Source organism: Bradyrhizobium sp. BR 10289, assembly GCF_019455385.1.
In the GTDB taxonomy this organism is placed as follows: domain Bacteria; phylum Pseudomonadota; class Alphaproteobacteria; order Rhizobiales; family Xanthobacteraceae; genus Bradyrhizobium.
This window is the reverse complement of sequence record NZ_JACOFR010000001.1, coordinates 550,101-565,599: the sequence shown is the minus strand read 5'-3', so window position 1 is coordinate 565,599 and position 15,499 is coordinate 550,101. Positions and strand designations below refer to the sequence as shown.

The window sequence follows — 15,499 nt, the reverse complement described above, 5'->3', positions numbered from 1 at the left end:
GTCGCGCCCCCTACGCGACCGCCACCTTCTTGCGCTCGAAATCGTTGGGCACCTCGATGTCGACCTCGAGGGTCGAGACCTCGTCGCCGCGCTCGAGCCGGACGATGACCTTGGTCGGGTCCAGCGTCACGTGCTTGGACACGACGGCGAGAATTTCCTCACGCAGCACACCGAGCAGATCGGGCTGGCCGCGCATTCCGCGCTCATGGGCAAGCAGGATCTGCAACCGTTCGCGAGCGACCGGAGCAGACGAGGCCTTGTTGCCGCGGAGAAGCCGGAGCAGACCCATGCTCATGCAGCCCTCCGTCGCAGCAGGCGATCCATGAAGCCTTTGCGCTCGGCCGGCACCTGCATGGCGACGGTCTCGCCACACAGCCGCCGCGCCGCATCGGTATAAGCCCGCGCGGGCGCGCCGTCGGCGTTCGACAGCGTCACTGGCGTGCCGACATTGGAGGCGCGCAGCACGTCCTGGCTCTCCGGGATGATGCCGAGCAAGGGCGTTGCGAGGATTTCGAGGATGTCGTCGATGGTCAGCATCTCGCCGCGCGCGGCGCGCGAGGGATCGTAGCGGGTGATGAGAATGTGCTTCTCGACGCGCTCGCCCTTCTCGGCCCGCACGGTCTTGGAATCGAGCATGCCGATGATGCGGTCGGAATCGCGCACCGAAGAGACTTCCGGATTGGTGACGATCACGGCCTCATCCGCAAAGCGCATCGCCATGGAGGCGCCACGCTCGATGCCGGCCGGGCTGTCGCAGATCACCCAGTCGAAACGGCTGCGCAGGTCCGCAATGACCTTGCTGACGCCCTCTTCGGTCAGCGCGTCCTTGTCGCGGGTTTGCGAGGCCGGCAGCAGCCACAGATTCTCCAGCCGCTTGTCCTTGATCAGCGCCTGCGGCAGCTTGGCCACGCCCTGCACCACGTTGATGAGGTCGAACACGACGCGGCGTTCGGCGCCCATCACGAGGTCGAGGTTGCGCAAGCCGACGTCGAAATCGACGACGACGACCTTGTCGCCGCGTTGCGCCAGCGCAGCCCCCAGCGCGGCGGTCGTGGTCGTCTTGCCGACGCCGCCCTTGCCTGATGTCACGACCAGTACCTTGGCCATCTCAAAAATCTCCTTCTGGTCAGTTCAGCGCGGTAATTCGCATGGTGTTGCCTTGCAGCCAGGCCTGGGCCGGCTTGCCGCGCAAGGCTTCGTCGATATCGTCGGCAGTTTGGTAAAACCCATCGATTGCAAGCAGTTCGGCCTCGATCTTCTGGCAGTAGATACGCGCGCTGGTGTGCCCGTTGACGCCAGCCATGGCGCGGCCGCGCAGCGCGCCGTAGATGTGGATGGAGCCGCCGGCCACGACCTCCGCGCCGGAGCCGACCGAGCCCAGAATGGTGACATCGCCTTCGGGGAAGATCACGGTCTGGCCGGAGCGCACAGGCGATTCCAGCAGCAGCGAGGTCGGCTTCGCCTCGACCTTTGCTTCAGGCTTCTTCGGCGCAGTCGGTTCGACCACGCAGCTGCGTCCGCCCGACAGCAGCGGCGGCATCATGGGCGTCAGCCTGCCCTCGTCCACGCCCTCGATCCCGAGCACGCGAATATTGCGGTCCTGCAGGCTGGTGAGGAGATGGCCGATGCCGGCCTGGCTGAGATCGACCGAGGACAGATCGATCACCACGGGCCGCCCGGCGAAGAAGCCGGGCGAGCGGGCGATGGTGGCGTCGATTTCCTGGAGCCAGTCCTGGATCGGAACCGTCGGCACGAACACAAAGGCCACATAGGAGCGCCCGCGCAGGCGCACCATCTGGCGTTGGACTTTTGCTTGGGCCTCCATGGCGGCCGACTCGTTCCCCGTTATTGAATGGTTAACGATGCGGCGGATATGGTTAACGGCCGGTTAATTTCTCCGTGGGGATACGTGGGTTGGGGATGGCTCCTGCGGCAGGCATCGCCCCTTGCCCCGTCATCCTGAGGTGCGAGCGGCGCGATGCAGTCGCATCGCGCCGGGAGCCTCGAAGGATGCACGGCCGAGCTATAGCCGCGACAACAGTGCCGTAGGGTGGGCAAAGCGAAGCGTGCCCACGAACTTACGCGATTATGAAAGGATGGTGGGCACGGCGCTGTGCGCCTTTGCCCACCCTACGGCACCGACTGCAGGGCACCGCCACGCGCTGCATCCGGGAGACATGGGGCCCCTACTTCTTCACCTTGCTCGCATCCATCTTGATGGCGGGATCCAGCATCTTAGTTGTGAACGCCGTCGACACGTCGAACGGCTTCTCCATGCCGAGATAGGTCTGGACCAGTTCGTAATCCTTCTTCATCCGCTCCCCGTCGATCCAGCCGAGGCTCTTGGTCGTGGTGAACTCATCCGTCATCAGGAATTTGATGCGCTCCCACTGGCGCTCCTGGTTCTCCTTGTCGAGGCCGGAGACATGGTCGAGCAGCGCCTTCAGGCAGGGCGTGACGTCGGCGACGCAGGCGGCAAAGGCCCTCTGCGTGACGCGGACGAAATCTTCGACGACCTTCGGGTTCTTCTGGAGATAGGCGCCGTTGACGATCAGCGAGTTGCCGTAAGGATTGAGCCCGATGTCCTTCCAGTTGAGATAGCCGAGATCGGGCCCGAACTCGATCACCTTGAGATCGTGCTCGTTGTAGAAGTCGCTGATGATATCGACGGTGTGGCTCTTCAGCGCCGCGATCTTCGCGGTCGGCCCGACATTGACGAAGCCGACCGCATCGGGCGCAAGCCCCGCGGCCTTGGCAAAGGCCGGCCACATCACGCGCGAGGCATCGCCGGGCGGATTACCGATCTTGTGGCCCGGGAAGTCCTTCACCCCGTTCACGCCATAGCTCCTCAGCCAGTAGAAAGTCTGCCCGGTATTGGCGTAGACGCTCATCACCGCGACGGCGTCGGCGCCCTTGCTCTTGGCCACCAGCATGGTGGCGAGATCGGCGACGCCGAACGGCGAGCCGCCCGAGCCGACCTTGGCGGCGGAGACGCCGGACCCCTTGCCGGTCTCGATGGTGAGGTCGATGCCCGCCTTCTCGTACCAGCCCTGCGCCTTGGCGTAATAATACGGCGAGTGGTCGGCCGTCGGCGTCCAGTTCAGGATCAGATTGACCGCCTCGCCCGCGCTCGCCGGCACCGCCGGCAGACCGAGCGCCAGCGCCATCACGGCCGCCCGCAAATGCTTCATCGCATCTCTCCTCATTGTCCGCGACCCGGCTTGTCGCTCTCCCCCTGTGAGGATACCAATGCAACAAGCCTGCCCCTCACTTGTCAACTGTTTGGTTGGAAATGCCCGCAAAACGATCTGGCGACACCGTGCCGCAGCGGCGCGATCCCGTCGCCACCCGCAAGAAGCTGCTCACCGCGGCGCGCCAGGAATTCGCCAAACATGGCTTTGCCGGCGCCCGCGTCGACGAGATCGCCGAGCGCGCCGCCGTCAACAAGCAGCTGGTCTATCACTATTTTGGCGACAAGGACGCGCTCTACCTCGCCGTGCTCGAAGTGGTCTATGAGGATATCCGCGAGCAGGAGCGCAAGCTCAATCTCGAAGGCCTGCCGCCGGACAAGGCGATCCGCCGGCTGATCGAGGCCTCGTTCGACCATCTCGCCGCAAACCCTGATTTCATCGTGCTTTTGAACGACGAGAACCGCGGCGGCGCCCGCCATGTCCGCGGCTCGACCCGGCTGGAGGCGATGCATTCCCCGCTGGTGAAGAGCGTCTCGCACATCCTCCATGAAGGCGTGCGCTCGGGCGTATTCCGCAAGGGGATCGACCCGATCCAGCTCTATATCTCCATTGCGGGGCTGAGTTATTTCTTCTTCTCCAACACGCCGACGCTGTCGGCGATCTTCGGCAAGGACCTGTCGAGCCGCGCTCAGCGCCGCGCCCGCCGCCGCCATGTCGTTGACCTCGTGCTTCAGTCGCTCCGGCCCTAATCAACCAACTGGTTGAAAGTTGGTGCGAGGGCGGCTAGGCTGCCCCCGCGGCCATGAAGCCGCGGCATGGGGAAGCAAAAGGTGGCCGCTCGCGGAGCAAATCCGGCACGCAGCATTGCGATCGTCGTGATCGTGCACCTCGCCGTGCTCGTGCTCTGGCAGGTCTCGGTCGATGCCTTCCACGTGCCGAAATTCATCCTGCCCTCACCGCTTGCGACCGTGCAGACGCTGGGCACCACGGGCTATGCCTGGGGCGCCAATACGCTGGTGACGGCGGTCGAGATCCTCGGCGGCTTCGCGCTCGGCGCCGTCGTCGGCGTCGCGCTCGCCGTGATCTTCAGCTGGGCGCCGCTGCTCAGCCTCGTGCTGCTGCCGCTGTTCGTGACGCTGAACATGATCCCGAAGGTCGCGCTCGGACCGCTCTTCATCGTCTGGTTCTCCTACGGTATCGTCCCGAACATCCTGATCGCCTTCAGCATCTGCTTTTTCCCGATCCTGCTCACCACCGCGCGAGGCCTGCGCGAGGTCGAGCCCGACCTGCTCGATCTCGTCAAATCGCTGCGCGGCTCGCGCTGGACGCTGTTCCGCAAGATCCAGCTGCCGGGATCGCTGCCTTACATCTTCTCCGGCATGAAGGTCGGCGCGATCCTCGCGGTCGCCGGCGCCATCGTCGGCGAGTTCATCGCCTCCGAGCGCGGGCTCGGCTACCTCATGATCCAGGTGCAGTCCTCGCTCGACACGCCCGCGATGGTGATGGCGGTCGTGCTGCTGACGCTGCTCGGCGTCGCTCTCTACGGCCTCGTGCTCGCCCTCGAACGCATGTTCGTGGTGGGCGACGCGAGGCAGACCTAACGAAGGACCGATCCATGCTGCTCACCCGCCAGACCCTGCCGAAGACCATTCCCGATATCGCGGCGCTCGACGATCTGCTGTGCCGGCCGACCCAGGCGCTGATCGACGACCTCAACAAGGTCGAAGGCGACATCATGATCCTCGGCGTCGGCGGCAAGATGGGCCCGACGCTGGCGGGGCTGGCGAAAGCTGCCGTGCCTGACCGCCGCGTCATCGGCGTCGCCCGCTTCAGCGAAGCCGGCGTGAAAGAGTGGCTGCATGGGCGCGGCGTCGAGACCATCAATTGCGACCTGATGGACGAGAAGGCGATTCACGCGCTGCCGAAAGCGCCCAACATCATCTTCATGGCCGGTCGCAAGTTCGGCGCCGAGGGCGATCTGTCACTGACCTGGGCGATGAACGCGCATGTGCCGGCGCTGGTGGCACAGGCCTTTCCGTCCTCGCGGATCGTGGCGTTCTCGACCGGCTGCGTCTATCCCTTCGTGCCGGTCGACGGCAAGGGCTCGCCTGAAGACATGGCACCGAACCCGCCCGGCGAATATGCCCAATCCTGCGTCGGTCGCGAACGCATGTTCGAGTATTTCTCGCGCAAGTTCGGAACGCCCGGTCGGCTGTTCCGCCTCAACTACGCGATCGACATGCGCTACGGCGTGCTGCACGACATCGCCACGAAGGTGCTGAACGGCGTCCCGATCGACGTCAGCCTCGGACATGTCAACTTCATCTGGCAGGGCGATGCCTCCGCGCAGGCGCTGCGGTGCCTCGCGCACTGCACCGCCCCGGCCTCGCCGATCAATGTCAGCGGCCACGAGATTTGGGCGGTGCGCGATCTCGCGCAGAAATTCGGCGCCCGCTTCGGCCGCGCGCCAGTGCTGACGGGCAAGGAAGAGCCGACGGCCTGGCTCACCGATACCTCCAGGGCCGTCGAACTGTTCGGCCTGCCGGTGGTCGACACCGAGCAATTGATCGCCTGGACCGCCGACTGGGTGTCGCGCGCCATGCCGAGCCTCGGCAAACCCACCAAATACGAGGTGCGCGATGGACGCTACTGACGGCCCCGCGATCCACAAGCTCGGCGCCGACGACGCGATCGCCGGGCTCGCGCTGTCGACGGAAGCGCATTGGAACCAGACCGAGGAGGACTGGCGCATTTTCCTGCGCGACGGCATCGTCTTCGGCATCCGCGATGGCCTGCGGCTGGTCGCGACGGCGGCGCTGCTGCCCTATTCCGGCAACAACGCCTGGATCAGCATGGTGCTGGTATCAGGCACTCATCGCCGCCGCGGCCTCGCCACGCGCCTCGTCGACGCCTGCCTCGAAACCGCCCGCAAGAACGGCCTGACCAGCTGGCTCGACGCCACGCCCGACGGCGCCGCGGTCTACGGCCCGCTCGGCTTCACGCCGACGCTGCAATTGCGCCGGCTGAAACTGGTGAGGCCCGGACGGGCCGAAGCCCCGCCGTCGTCATCCGCGACCATCGATGCGCTGCGCGCGCGGGACCGGCGCGCCACCGGCCTCGACCGCACCGCCCTCCTCGAAGCCTTCGCCCAGCGTTCCGGCTCGCGCATCGTCTCCGCGCATGGCGCCATTGCTCTCGTGCGCGACGGCCGGACCGCCCGCCATATCGGGCCGCTGTTTGCCGACAATGCCGCGGCCGCGCTGGCCCAGGTTCACGCGATCACGCGGTCCGAGACCGGCCCGCTTCTGATCGACGCCATCGCATCCCAATCCGCGTTCCTTGACGGCTTGACCGCCTCGGGATGGACCATCGAGCGCCCGTTCCAGCGCATGCGGTTCGGCCCCGCCACCACGGCCGCTGAGGAATTGCCCTTCGCCGTTGCCGGCCCTGAATTCGGATAGGACATCATGCACCACAGCCAGATCAATTCCGACATCCGCGAGCTGATCGCCGAGGGCACCGTGCTGCCGGCCCACCCCCTCGCGCTCACCGCCGAGCGCCAGCTCGACAAGCAGCACCAGCGCGCATTGACGCGCTATTACATCGACGCCGGCTCCGGCGGCCTCGCCGTCGGCGTCCACACCACGCAATTCGCGATCCGCGACGTCGGCCTCTACCGTCCGGTGCTGGAGCTTGCAGCCGAGACCGCCGCAAACTGGACCAGGCGGCCGCTGGCGATGGTCGCGGGACTTGCCGGTCCGACGAAGCAGGCCGTGACTGAAGCCCGCACCGCGCGGGACATCGGCTATCACGCAGGTCTCCTCAGCCTCGCCGCGATGAAGAGCGCCTCCGAGGACGAGATCATCGCCCACTGCACGGCGGTCGCCGCCGAGATCCCGCTGGTCGGCTTCTATCTGCAGCCGGCCGTCGGCGGCGTCATCCTGTCGAGCCGGTTCTGGCAGCGCTTTGCTGCGATCGACAACGTCATCGCCATCAAGATCGCCCCCTTCAACCGTTATCGTACCCTCGACGTGCTGCGCGGTGTCGCCGCCGCCGGCGCGCTCGATCGCGTCGCGCTCTACACCGGCAATGACGATCACATCCTGCTCGATTTGATGCTGCCGTTCGATTTGCGCGACAAGGGCGTCACCACGCGCACCTATTTCAAGGGCGGCCTGCTCGGCCATTGGTCGGTGTGGACCGCAAGCGCCATCAAGCAGTTCGAGCGCTGCAAGGCGGCGCGGCACAAGGATAGCCTTCCGGCCGATTTGCTCGCGCTCGATGCCCGCGTCACCGATTGCAATAGCGCCTTCTTCGATGTCGCCAACAATTTCCACGGCTGCATCGCCGGCTGCCACGAGATCCTGCGCCGCCAGGGCCTGATGCAGGGCCTGTGGTGCCTCGATCCCAACGAAGGCCTCAGCCCCGGCCAAAAGGAGGAGATCGACCGCGTCTGCCGCGAACACGCCGATCTCAGCGACGATGCCTTCGTCGCCGCCAATTTGAACAAATGGCTGGCATGAGCTCAAACCCGTTCATCAGCCTGCAAGGCGTGCGAAAAGTCTATCGCAGCGGCGGCGCCGAGTTTCTGGCGGTGTCCGACGTGACGATGGACGTGCAGGAAGGTGAGCTGGTCTCGCTGGTCGGTCCCTCCGGCTGCGGCAAGACCACGGTGATGAAGATTCTGGCGGGCCTGCACAGCGCCGACGGCGGCACCGTGACGATCGGCAATGCCAACAGCCCGTTCGATCCGAGCCGCGACATCGGCATGGTGTTCCAGCAGGCGCTTCTTCTGAAGTGGCGCACCATCCTGGACAATGTGCTGCTGCCGGCCGAGATCGTGGGCCTGCCGATCAAGGCCGCGCGCGAGCGGGCGCGCGATCTGCTCAATCTCGTCGGCCTCTCGGGCTACGAGCAGAAATATCCGCAACAGCTCTCCGGCGGCATGCAGCAGCGCACCGCCATCGCGCGCGCCTTCATCCACGATCCAAAGCTGATCCTGATGGACGAGCCGTTCGGCGCGCTGGATGCGCTGACGCGCGAGCAGATGAACCTGGAGATGCTCAGGATCTGGCGCGAGAGCGGCAAGACCATCATCTTCGTCACGCACTCGATCCAGGAGGCGGTGTTCCTGTCCTCGCATTGCGCCGTGCTGACGGCCGGCCCGGCCAAGATGGCCGACTATTTCCCGATCGACCTGCCCTTCCCGCGCGACCTTCCGCTGAAGACGACCGATGCATTCGGCGCCTATGCAAGGAGGATTTATGCGAAACTGGGCCTCAGTTCGTAGGGTGGGCAAAGCGCAGCGTGCCCACGTCTTCTATCGATCATGGAGAGATGGTGGGCACGGCGCAAGTGCGCCTTTGCCCACCCTACGAGGTCTGTGCGCGGCATAAGCACCGCGCCCCCTCACACTCAGCCCTTGCGCATCTTGCTGAGCAGATAGTTGTCGTAAAAATTCTCCGCGATCTGCGTATAGAACAGCAGCTCCTTCATATACGCGTCGTGGCTGTCCTTGGTGCGCTTGAACAGGTCGCTCTTGGCGGCGAGCTCGTTGAGGTGCTCCTGGGTCGCGGTGTAGCAGGCCTCCAGCACCGGTTGCGGGAAGGCCTTCAGCTCGGCGCCGTTGGCGATCAGGCGCTTCAGCGCAGCCGGATTGACGCTGTCATACTTCTCGAGCATCCAGGCGCCCGCTGCTGACGCGGCCTGATTGACGATCGCCTGATACTGCTTCGGCAGGCTCGCCCATTTCTCGTCGTTGACGATCATGTGCAGCATGGCGCCGCCTTCCCACCAGCCGGGGAAGTAATAGTATTTTGCGACCTTCTGGAAGCCGAGCTTCTCGTCGTCATAGGGGCCGACAAATTCGGCGGCGTCGATCGAGCCCTTCTCCAGCGCCGAATAAACGTCGCCGCCCGCGAGCTGCTGCGGCACCACGCCGAGCCGCGCCAGCACGTGGCCGCCCATGCCGGCGATGCGGAATTTGAGGCCCTTGAGGTCGTCGACGGTCTTGATCTCCTTGCGGAACCAGCCGCCCATCTGGGTGCCGGAATTGCCGCAGAGGATGGCGTGCGCCTTGAACGGCTTCAGCGCCTCGTTGGCGAGGTCCGCGCCGCCGCCAAAATACCACCAGGACTCCTGATGGCGATGGTTCATGCCGAATGGCGCGCCGGTGGCGTAAGCCAGCGCCGGCTCCTTGCCGATGTAGAAATACAGCGGCGTCTGCGCCATCTCGACCGAGGCGACACTGACGGCGTCGAGCGCCTGAAGGCCGGGGACGAGCTCGCCGGCGGCAAAGGTCTGGATCTGGAATTTGTTGTCGGTGGCCTCGGCGACGTATTTCGCGAACGTCTGCGCCGTGCCGTAGATGGTGTCGAGCGACTTCGGGAAGCTCGAGGTCAGGCGCCATTTGACCTCGGGCGCGCTCTGCGCGATCGCGGGCGCGGCAACCAGCGTCGTTGCGCCGGCGACGGCGCCGCCCTTGAGGAATGTCCGGCGTTTCATGGGGTCTCTCCCTAAAAGTCAGGCTTGAAATGGGTGGCGCAAGCCACGGTCGTCGCGGATCGTTTGCCCGTTCCGGCCATGCAGTTCAAGCCATGATAAAGGAGGGGCGCCCTGCCAAATCGCCGCTGCGGCATGGCCCAGGAATGGGCCGGGGATCGCTCAGGCGTCCCCGACAAAGACCGACAGCGCCCGGCGCAATTCCTTGTAGGCGCGCGGGCCGATCTTGGCCGCGAGCGCCTCGTCGCTTGCGGCGGCCGCCGGCCGCAGCCGGGCCAGCAGCGCCGTTCCGGCTTCGGTCAGGTAGAGCACGTAATAGCGACGGTTGATGGCCGACGCGCTGCGCCGCACCAAGGCGCGGCCTTCGAGATGATCGACCAGCCGGCCGAGCCCGGCCCGCTCGATCGACAGCAGCTGTGCCACCGCGAGCTGATTGACGCCGGGATTGGCGTCGATCACGCAGAGCACGGAGAACTGGGCGGGGCTGATCGCGAAGGCCGCCAACTGCCGGCTGAACTCCTTGAAGATCCAGAGCTGCGCGCGGCGGATGGAATAGCCCAGCAGTTGCGACAGGTCACCGAGCGCCAGCGGTTTCGCCCGGGTTGATGTCGCGCCGGACGCGGTGCGCGCCACCGTGCGCTGCGGCTTCGTCGCGCGAGGCGCGCGCCGCGGTCCCGCGATCCGTTTCCTCACCCGTGCCTTGGCTGGCCGCATCGACTCGCTTTCTTTCGCTGAAAGATTTGGACAGCGAGCCTAACGCAACGCAGCGGAATCGAGAAGCGCAGCGGAACCTCGGTCCTGACTCTACAGCTTCTACGACAGGTTGCATGGCAATATCGCGCAACGCGTCATGTTGACACGGCAACATGGCTCCCTTAAGCATCGTGAAAACCTGCCGTCACGCGAGCGGGTTCAAGGGAGTGAACGTCCGTGCGGTCCATCAGGGGTGGGCGCCTATCCGCATGCAACACGCATCGCGGCGGCACGATCTTACGCGCAGCCGAAGCTGCCTCGCCGCTCATCGCTGGCACGATGCGCATTCCTCCCAACGTCCATTTCGCAAATCAATCCGGCGCCTTGCGGCCTCGCCAGGCAGCGTGCGTCAAACGTTTTTTGTTCAATCACCAACGTTGAAACCGGGAGGGCATGACATGAAACGACTTTTCCTCGCCTCGACGATCATCGCCACATGGTCTTTGCTCGGCGCTCCCATCGCCGCACACGGCCTGCCGCCGAGCGGCGTCGCGCCGCGCGCGTCCTGCACGGCGCTGACCGGCCTCTCGCTGCCGAACACGCAGATCCTGAGCGCGACGCAGAAGCCCGGCTATTGCAACGTGGTCGGCATCATCAACAAGCGCGTGTCCACGCAGGACCCCGATCATTTCACCTACGGCATCGGCTTTGCGCTCAACCTGCCCAACACCTGGCACGGCCGCTTCGAGATGATGGGCGGAGGCGGCACCGACGGCAGCCTCAATGCCGATCCGCAAGGCGCCGCCGGCGTCGAGCTCGGCCAGGGCTGGGCCGTTGCCGCCGATGACGGCGGCCACGAAGACAACGCCGCGAACGTCGTCGGCGGCTATCAGGACGACGACGCCAATGCCGGCGGCTCCGCGCATTTTGCCATCGACGCGCAGGCGCGCCGGGACTTCGGCTACAACGGCATCGAAAAGACCGCCACGATCTCCAAGCAGATCATCTCCTATTTCTACGGCCTCGACACCGTCTATTCCTACATCATGGGCTGCTCGAACGGCGGCCGCGACGCCATGATGGCCTCGCAGCGCTTCCCCTGGCTGTTCGACGGAGTGATCTCGCAAAATCCCGGCTTCAACTTGCCGCAGGCGGGCATCGCCGAAGCCTGGAACGAGCAGGTGCTCGGCGCGCTCGCTACCAGCACCGACGTCAACGGGCAGCCATTCATTCCGGACACGTTCCCCGGGCAGGATCTTCAGGTCGCGTCCGCCGCGATCCTGAGCGCCTGCGACGCGCTCGATGGTCTCGTCGATGGCATCATCGACAATTACCATGCCTGCACGGCAAGGAAGGTGTATCCGGCCCTCGCCTCTTACACCTGCGGCTCCGGCTCGCACGGCAGCACGCCGCATGGCGGCACCTGCCTCACGGCTGCGCAGGTCGGCGCGCTCAAGAAGATCTATGCCGGGCCCGTCAACAGCAAAGGACAGCGGCTTTATTCGAACTGGTTCTGGGATGCCGGCATCTGGACGCCGCCCACTGCGCCGGGCGCGGGCTGGCAGCTCTGGAACGTCGTCACCGCGCCGGTGCCCGGCGTCAACACCGCCATCAATCTGACGCTCGGCGCCGGCGCGATCCCGATGATCTTTCAGACCCCGCCGGCGGTGACGCCGGTGGGCGGGCCGAACGGCCAGGAAGCCTTCGTGTTCAAGTTCAACTTCGACACCGATGCGCCCAAGATCTTCACGAAGACGGCGGCCTATCCGGAAAGCAGCATGGACTTCATGGCGGCCGTCTCGACCGATCTGCGGCCGTTCAGGGCGCGCGGCGGCAAGCTGATCATCTCCTCCTCCGTCAATGACGGCATCTTCTCCGGCGCCGCGATCGCGCGCTGGTATCGCCACATGGACCGGAACATGAGCGGCCATGCGAGCGATTTCGCGCGCCTGTTCATGGTCCCTAACATGGCCCATTGCGGCGGCGGCGCGGCCACTGCGAACTTCGCCGGCAACCAGCTCAAGGCGATCACTGACTGGGTCGAGAAAGGCATCGCGCCGGAACGCATCGTCGCGGCCAACACCAATGCCACCTCGCCCTACCCGCCCGGTGGCCTCTTTGACCCGCGCATTGCCATGAACTTCCCGGCCAGCGGCACGCGGCCGCTCTGCGTCTATCCGAAGATCGCATCCTACAAGGGCAGCGGCCTGACCAACGATGCCGGCAGCTTTGCCTGCATCGATCCCGGCTTCCCGCACGGCGGCGACCACGACTTCCACGATGACGACGACGGGCGCGGCGACGACAGGCATTGAATTCTCTTGTGCCCCGGACGCAGCGCAGCACGCAGTGATGCGCTGCCGAGCCGGGGCCCACGTTTCCACTTGCTTTGTGGTCTCTGGGTCCCGGCTCAGCGCAGCAGCGTTGCACGCTGCAGCGCGTCCGGGACACGGATATCACCTCGCCGCTTCCTCATAGATGCCTGCGATGAAATCGCCGAATGTCGGCGCGAGCGGCAGGACGTAGCCCCAATTGTCCGACATGGCTTCAGCAAGCGTCCAAGGCTTGTCGTATTCGGCGACCTCGTGATCGATGAACCAGATCCTGCCGAAATGCGCCTTGTCGATCGTCATGCAGATCGGATTGCCGCCATGGTCGCCCATGATCCACAAGAGTTCATCGACAGTCGGCCATTGCGGCGCCTTGCGCGTCTGGACCAGTGAGCATTCGTCGCTGCGCAATCCCAGCACCTCCTGGATCGCGCCGGCCCAGTGTCCCTGCGGCCAGTTGAACTCGGCTGAGCCCCGATGATAGCCGCCGGCGCAGGCCAGCAGGAATTGACGATACTCATCCGGCAAGCGGCAATGAATCGATTGTTCGAATGCCTCGAGTTCAGCTTCTGTCGGTTGTTTCGCGCCGGCGCGATCGACGCCTGCAATGAATGCTGCGATATCCATGTAATCCTGTTCCTCGGCGCCAAATGCGCCAAGCTTGGTCGCAGTCGCGCAGGAACGGGTTCGAGATAGCCGTAGCCCGGATGGAGCGCAGCGTAATCCGGGATTCGCGCCTCAAGCGAGTCGGCCCCGGATTGCGCTTCGCTTCATCCGGGCTACGAGAGCACCATCACAGCAGCTTCGCGCTCACGAACAGCGCGCGCACGGCGTTGGTCGCCTGCACCGCGAGCATGGCGTTGTCGGCAGCGCCTTCCAGCGCCGCGACGGCGTCCTCGTGCAAGGCGCGGAATTCCATCCACTCGACCGACTTGAAATTGGTGAGGAACTGATAGGCCTGGCCGACGGTCGCAATCGCCAGCGTGTCGCCGTTCAGCTTGATCTTGAACGTCGTGCGCAGCGGGGTCTCTGAACTTTGGGGATCACTCATGGGCTGCTTCTGGACGATGACGGCTTAACGAAGGGAAAACGGCAGCCCCGCAGCGAGCAGGCAAACGTCAGATCTTAGGATCAGGAATCGGTGTTGGCGCGCTGCGCCACGGTGGTCGATCCGCTCAGGCTCCGCACCACGACAAGGCGATTGAATTCGCCGTTGTCATAGGCCTTGATGAACCGGTCGTAGTCCTTGATCGAGACGCAGCCGTTCGAATCACCGCGCGGCCCGAGCATGTAGGTGTGGGTGAGCAGGCCGACACGGCCGAGCGCACTGGTGCCGTCGGTCGGCGTCAGTCGCAACGCCCGAACGCCGTGAAACAACTTTTCGCGCGGCTTCAGGTCGTAGGTGGCGGGGGGCGTCGCGCCCACCATCCGCTGGTCGACATGATCAGGGTCGTCCATCAACGCCCCCATGCCCGAATGCGCTTCCAGCGCGACGCCGCTCGGCAGGTAAAGCGCCTTGGCCGTGATGTCATACACCGCCGTGCGCGAGTCGTAGCCAAGAGCAGCCAGATCAGGTCCCCGGCTGAGCAGGCCGTCGCCAGGCGTCAGCGAGGCCAGCCTGATCTTGTCGGTGAATTTTTCGAAGAAGTTGCGGTTGTCGACCTTGGGGTTGGTCTCCGCATAGGCCTGGCTCGAGGCAATCTGGAAGGCGAAATCGGCCTGGGCCGGACGCGAGCGCGGCATCGGGACGGCGTCGGCGCGCTGCGTGGGCCGCGTCTCGTCCGCCGCGGGACGGCTGTCATCGGTCAGGCTCGTACGCCAATCGTCGCTCTGGAGCTTCTGGGCCAGCATCGCCTTGGCATCGCGCAGCTTCGACTGCACGGCATTCAGGGCGGAGCGCTCCATCGTCCGCAAGCCAATGTCGCGGGCCGACGGGTTGACCGAGGCCGAGGCGAAACGGTCTTCGAAGGACGGGGTATTGGACGGCGGCAGGGCGGCGGACACGAGCGGGGTCGAATCACCGATGTCAGCGACCCAGGCGGCCGCTCCGAGCGACAGCGCGACGGCAGCCAGAGACAGCAGTATCGTCTCCGCTCGCCCAATACGGCGGCGCGACAACAGCCTCTCGGCGCGTACGCGGTCGGAAACCATCAGATCCCCAAAATCGACCCCCGGGGGTACCCACCCCCACCCGGAGACTCTATACCAGCTACCACATTGGGAGCCAAAAGTTAGGCATAATCGCGGCCGGCAAGGCACCCCCAAAAGTATCAAAAGGCACCCAATGACCGATCCTTTTGGCCTAGACCGGTTCGTTCAGGCCCAAAACCCGGTTTTTAGCGCCGTTCGGGGGGAGCTGGCCCGGGGCCGGAAGCAAAGCCATTGGATGTGGTTCGTCTTCCCGCAAGTCGCCGGCCTCGGCTTCAGCGCCATGTCGCAGCGCTACGCCATCGGCTCGCAGGCGGAGGCCGAGGCCTATCTCGCCCACCCCGTGCTCGGCCCGCGCCTGATCGAATGCACCCGCCTCGTGCTCGCCGTCGAGGGACGCACCATCAACGCCATCCTCGGCCCGCCCGACGATGCCAAATTCCGCTCGTCGATGACGCTGTTCGAGGCGGTGTCCGATGAGCCAATTTTTGGCGATGCGCTCACCCGCTATTTCGCGGGCGAGCGTGATGCGGCGACGCTGGAGATCCTCGCGAAGCTCGATCAGGCGCCGCGTTAGCGCGACCTACGCCTGGACGAATGGACGCATGCAGGCGGGTCATGGCGCCTTTCAGCGTA

At 65.2% G+C, this 15,499-nt stretch carries 17 protein-coding genes; 8 read left to right on the top strand and 9 right to left on the bottom strand.

Going from position 1 to position 15,499, the window contains the following annotated elements:
• Positions 1 to 10: 10 nt before the first annotated feature.
• The 4 genes from minE to HYH08_RS02865 form a co-directional block, all read right to left on the bottom strand.
• The gene (minE, locus tag HYH08_RS02880) at positions 11 to 295 is read right to left on the bottom strand and encodes a cell division topological specificity factor MinE (protein WP_220008217.1); all 285 of its coding nucleotides are present in this window, start codon (positions 293 to 295) and stop codon (positions 11 to 13) included.
• Complete coding sequence (minD, locus tag HYH08_RS02875) at positions 292 to 1,107, bottom strand: septum site-determining protein MinD (protein ID WP_220008216.1); 816 nt, start codon at positions 1,105 to 1,107, stop codon at positions 292 to 294. Before minD ends, minE begins: the two co-directional genes overlap by 4 nt.
• A gap of 19 nt (positions 1,108 to 1,126) precedes the next feature.
• Positions 1,127 to 1,825 (bottom strand): septum site-determining protein MinC, encoded by a 699-nt coding sequence (gene minC / locus HYH08_RS02870; RefSeq protein WP_220008215.1) that lies wholly within the window; start codon positions 1,823 to 1,825, stop codon positions 1,127 to 1,129.
• Positions 1,826 to 2,186: 361 nt separating this feature from the next.
• Positions 2,187 to 3,191 (bottom strand): ABC transporter substrate-binding protein, encoded by a 1,005-nt coding sequence (locus HYH08_RS02865; RefSeq protein ID WP_220008214.1) that lies wholly within the window; start codon positions 3,189 to 3,191, stop codon positions 2,187 to 2,189.
• A 101-nt stretch (positions 3,192 to 3,292) separates the two neighbouring features.
• On the opposite strand from HYH08_RS02865, the gene HYH08_RS02860 reads away from it, so the two are divergent.
• From HYH08_RS02860 to HYH08_RS02835, 6 genes are all read left to right on the top strand, one after another.
• A complete protein-coding gene (locus HYH08_RS02860) occupies positions 3,293 to 3,940 on the top strand; it encodes a TetR/AcrR family transcriptional regulator (RefSeq protein WP_220008213.1) in 648 nt (215 codons plus the stop codon).
• 66 nt (positions 3,941 to 4,006) lie between these two features.
• Positions 4,007 to 4,792, top strand: a complete 786-nt coding sequence (locus HYH08_RS02855; RefSeq protein ID WP_220008212.1) for an ABC transporter permease — start codon at positions 4,007 to 4,009, stop codon at positions 4,790 to 4,792.
• Between the two features lie 14 nt (positions 4,793 to 4,806).
• Entirely contained in the window at positions 4,807 to 5,844 is a 1,038-nt protein-coding gene (locus HYH08_RS02850) for an NAD-dependent epimerase/dehydratase family protein (protein WP_220008211.1), read from the top strand.
• Positions 5,831 to 6,652 carry a GNAT family N-acetyltransferase gene (locus HYH08_RS02845; RefSeq protein ID WP_220008210.1) on the top strand — a complete coding sequence of 274 codons (822 nt, stop codon included), beginning with the start codon at positions 5,831 to 5,833 and terminating at the stop codon, positions 6,650 to 6,652. The genes HYH08_RS02850 and HYH08_RS02845 overlap by 14 nt, the downstream gene beginning before the upstream one ends.
• 6 nt (positions 6,653 to 6,658) lie before the next feature.
• A complete protein-coding gene (locus tag HYH08_RS02840) occupies positions 6,659 to 7,714 on the top strand; it encodes a dihydrodipicolinate synthase family protein (protein ID WP_220008209.1) in 1,056 nt (351 codons plus the stop codon).
• Positions 7,702 to 8,481, top strand: coding sequence for an ABC transporter ATP-binding protein (locus HYH08_RS02835; protein ID WP_220008208.1), 780 nt, complete (start codon positions 7,702 to 7,704; stop codon positions 8,479 to 8,481). The genes HYH08_RS02840 and HYH08_RS02835 overlap by 13 nt, the downstream gene beginning before the upstream one ends.
• A 125-nt stretch (positions 8,482 to 8,606) precedes the next feature.
• Here the strand turns inward: HYH08_RS02835 and HYH08_RS02830 are convergent, their stop codons facing one another.
• Together HYH08_RS02830 and HYH08_RS02825 are read right to left on the bottom strand one after the other, a co-directional pair.
• On the bottom strand, positions 8,607 to 9,695 hold the full coding sequence (locus tag HYH08_RS02830) for a TRAP transporter substrate-binding protein (protein ID WP_220008207.1): 1,089 nt from the start codon (positions 9,693 to 9,695) through the stop codon (positions 8,607 to 8,609).
• A 159-nt stretch (positions 9,696 to 9,854) separates the two neighbouring features.
• Positions 9,855 to 10,406, bottom strand: a complete 552-nt coding sequence (locus HYH08_RS02825) for a MarR family winged helix-turn-helix transcriptional regulator (RefSeq protein ID WP_220008206.1) — start codon at positions 10,404 to 10,406, stop codon at positions 9,855 to 9,857.
• 437 nt (positions 10,407 to 10,843) lie between these two features.
• On the opposite strand from HYH08_RS02825, the gene HYH08_RS02820 reads away from it, so the two are divergent.
• Positions 10,844 to 12,700, top strand: a complete 1,857-nt coding sequence (locus HYH08_RS02820; protein ID WP_220008205.1) for a tannase/feruloyl esterase family alpha/beta hydrolase — start codon at positions 10,844 to 10,846, stop codon at positions 12,698 to 12,700.
• A gap of 141 nt (positions 12,701 to 12,841) precedes the next feature.
• Here HYH08_RS02820 and HYH08_RS02815 read toward each other — a convergent pair whose 3' ends face one another.
• From HYH08_RS02815 to HYH08_RS02805, 3 genes are all read right to left on the bottom strand, one after another.
• Entirely contained in the window at positions 12,842 to 13,342 is a 501-nt protein-coding gene (locus HYH08_RS02815; RefSeq protein WP_220008204.1) for an SMI1/KNR4 family protein, read from the bottom strand.
• 166 nt (positions 13,343 to 13,508) lie between these two features.
• Positions 13,509 to 13,766 carry a hypothetical protein gene (locus HYH08_RS02810; protein ID WP_220008203.1) on the bottom strand — a complete coding sequence of 86 codons (258 nt, stop codon included), beginning with the start codon at positions 13,764 to 13,766 and terminating at the stop codon, positions 13,509 to 13,511.
• 80 nt (positions 13,767 to 13,846) lie between these two features.
• Positions 13,847 to 14,797 (bottom strand): DUF2778 domain-containing protein, encoded by a 951-nt coding sequence (locus tag HYH08_RS02805; RefSeq protein ID WP_228747506.1) that lies wholly within the window; start codon positions 14,795 to 14,797, stop codon positions 13,847 to 13,849.
• Between the two features lie 202 nt (positions 14,798 to 14,999).
• On the opposite strand from HYH08_RS02805, the gene HYH08_RS02800 reads away from it, so the two are divergent.
• Positions 15,000 to 15,440 carry a DUF1810 domain-containing protein gene (locus HYH08_RS02800; protein ID WP_220008201.1) on the top strand — a complete coding sequence of 147 codons (441 nt, stop codon included), beginning with the start codon at positions 15,000 to 15,002 and terminating at the stop codon, positions 15,438 to 15,440.
• Positions 15,441 to 15,499 lie beyond the last annotated feature (59 nt).

Bases quoted from the DNA above. Each gene is read 5' to 3' on its own strand.
- HYH08_RS02850 (WP_220008211.1), top strand. From the start codon at position 4,807: ATGCTGCTCACCCGCCAGACCCTGCCGAAGACCATTCCCGATATCGCG.
- HYH08_RS02830 (WP_220008207.1), bottom strand. From the start codon at position 9,695: ATGAAACGCCGGACATTCCTCAAGGGCGGCGCCGTCGCCGGCGCAACG.
- HYH08_RS02845 (WP_220008210.1), top strand. From the start codon at position 5,831: ATGGACGCTACTGACGGCCCCGCGATCCACAAGCTCGGCGCCGACGAC.
- HYH08_RS02840 (WP_220008209.1), top strand. From the start codon at position 6,659: ATGCACCACAGCCAGATCAATTCCGACATCCGCGAGCTGATCGCCGAG.
- minE (WP_220008217.1), bottom strand. From the start codon at position 295: ATGAGCATGGGTCTGCTCCGGCTTCTCCGCGGCAACAAGGCCTCGTCT.
- HYH08_RS02815 (WP_220008204.1), bottom strand. From the start codon at position 13,342: ATGGATATCGCAGCATTCATTGCAGGCGTCGATCGCGCCGGCGCGAAA.
- HYH08_RS02835 (WP_220008208.1), top strand. From the start codon at position 7,702: ATGGCTGGCATGAGCTCAAACCCGTTCATCAGCCTGCAAGGCGTGCGA.
- HYH08_RS02865 (WP_220008214.1), bottom strand. From the start codon at position 3,191: ATGAAGCATTTGCGGGCGGCCGTGATGGCGCTGGCGCTCGGTCTGCCG.
- HYH08_RS02800 (WP_220008201.1), top strand. From the start codon at position 15,000: ATGACCGATCCTTTTGGCCTAGACCGGTTCGTTCAGGCCCAAAACCCG.
- minD (WP_220008216.1), bottom strand. From the start codon at position 1,107: ATGGCCAAGGTACTGGTCGTGACATCAGGCAAGGGCGGCGTCGGCAAG.
- HYH08_RS02855 (WP_220008212.1), top strand. From the start codon at position 4,007: ATGGGGAAGCAAAAGGTGGCCGCTCGCGGAGCAAATCCGGCACGCAGC.
- HYH08_RS02860 (WP_220008213.1), top strand. From the start codon at position 3,293: ATGCCCGCAAAACGATCTGGCGACACCGTGCCGCAGCGGCGCGATCCC.
- HYH08_RS02820 (WP_220008205.1), top strand. From the start codon at position 10,844: ATGAAACGACTTTTCCTCGCCTCGACGATCATCGCCACATGGTCTTTG.
- HYH08_RS02825 (WP_220008206.1), bottom strand. From the start codon at position 10,406: ATGCGGCCAGCCAAGGCACGGGTGAGGAAACGGATCGCGGGACCGCGG.
- HYH08_RS02810 (WP_220008203.1), bottom strand. From the start codon at position 13,766: ATGAGTGATCCCCAAAGTTCAGAGACCCCGCTGCGCACGACGTTCAAG.
- minC (WP_220008215.1), bottom strand. From the start codon at position 1,825: ATGGAGGCCCAAGCAAAAGTCCAACGCCAGATGGTGCGCCTGCGCGGG.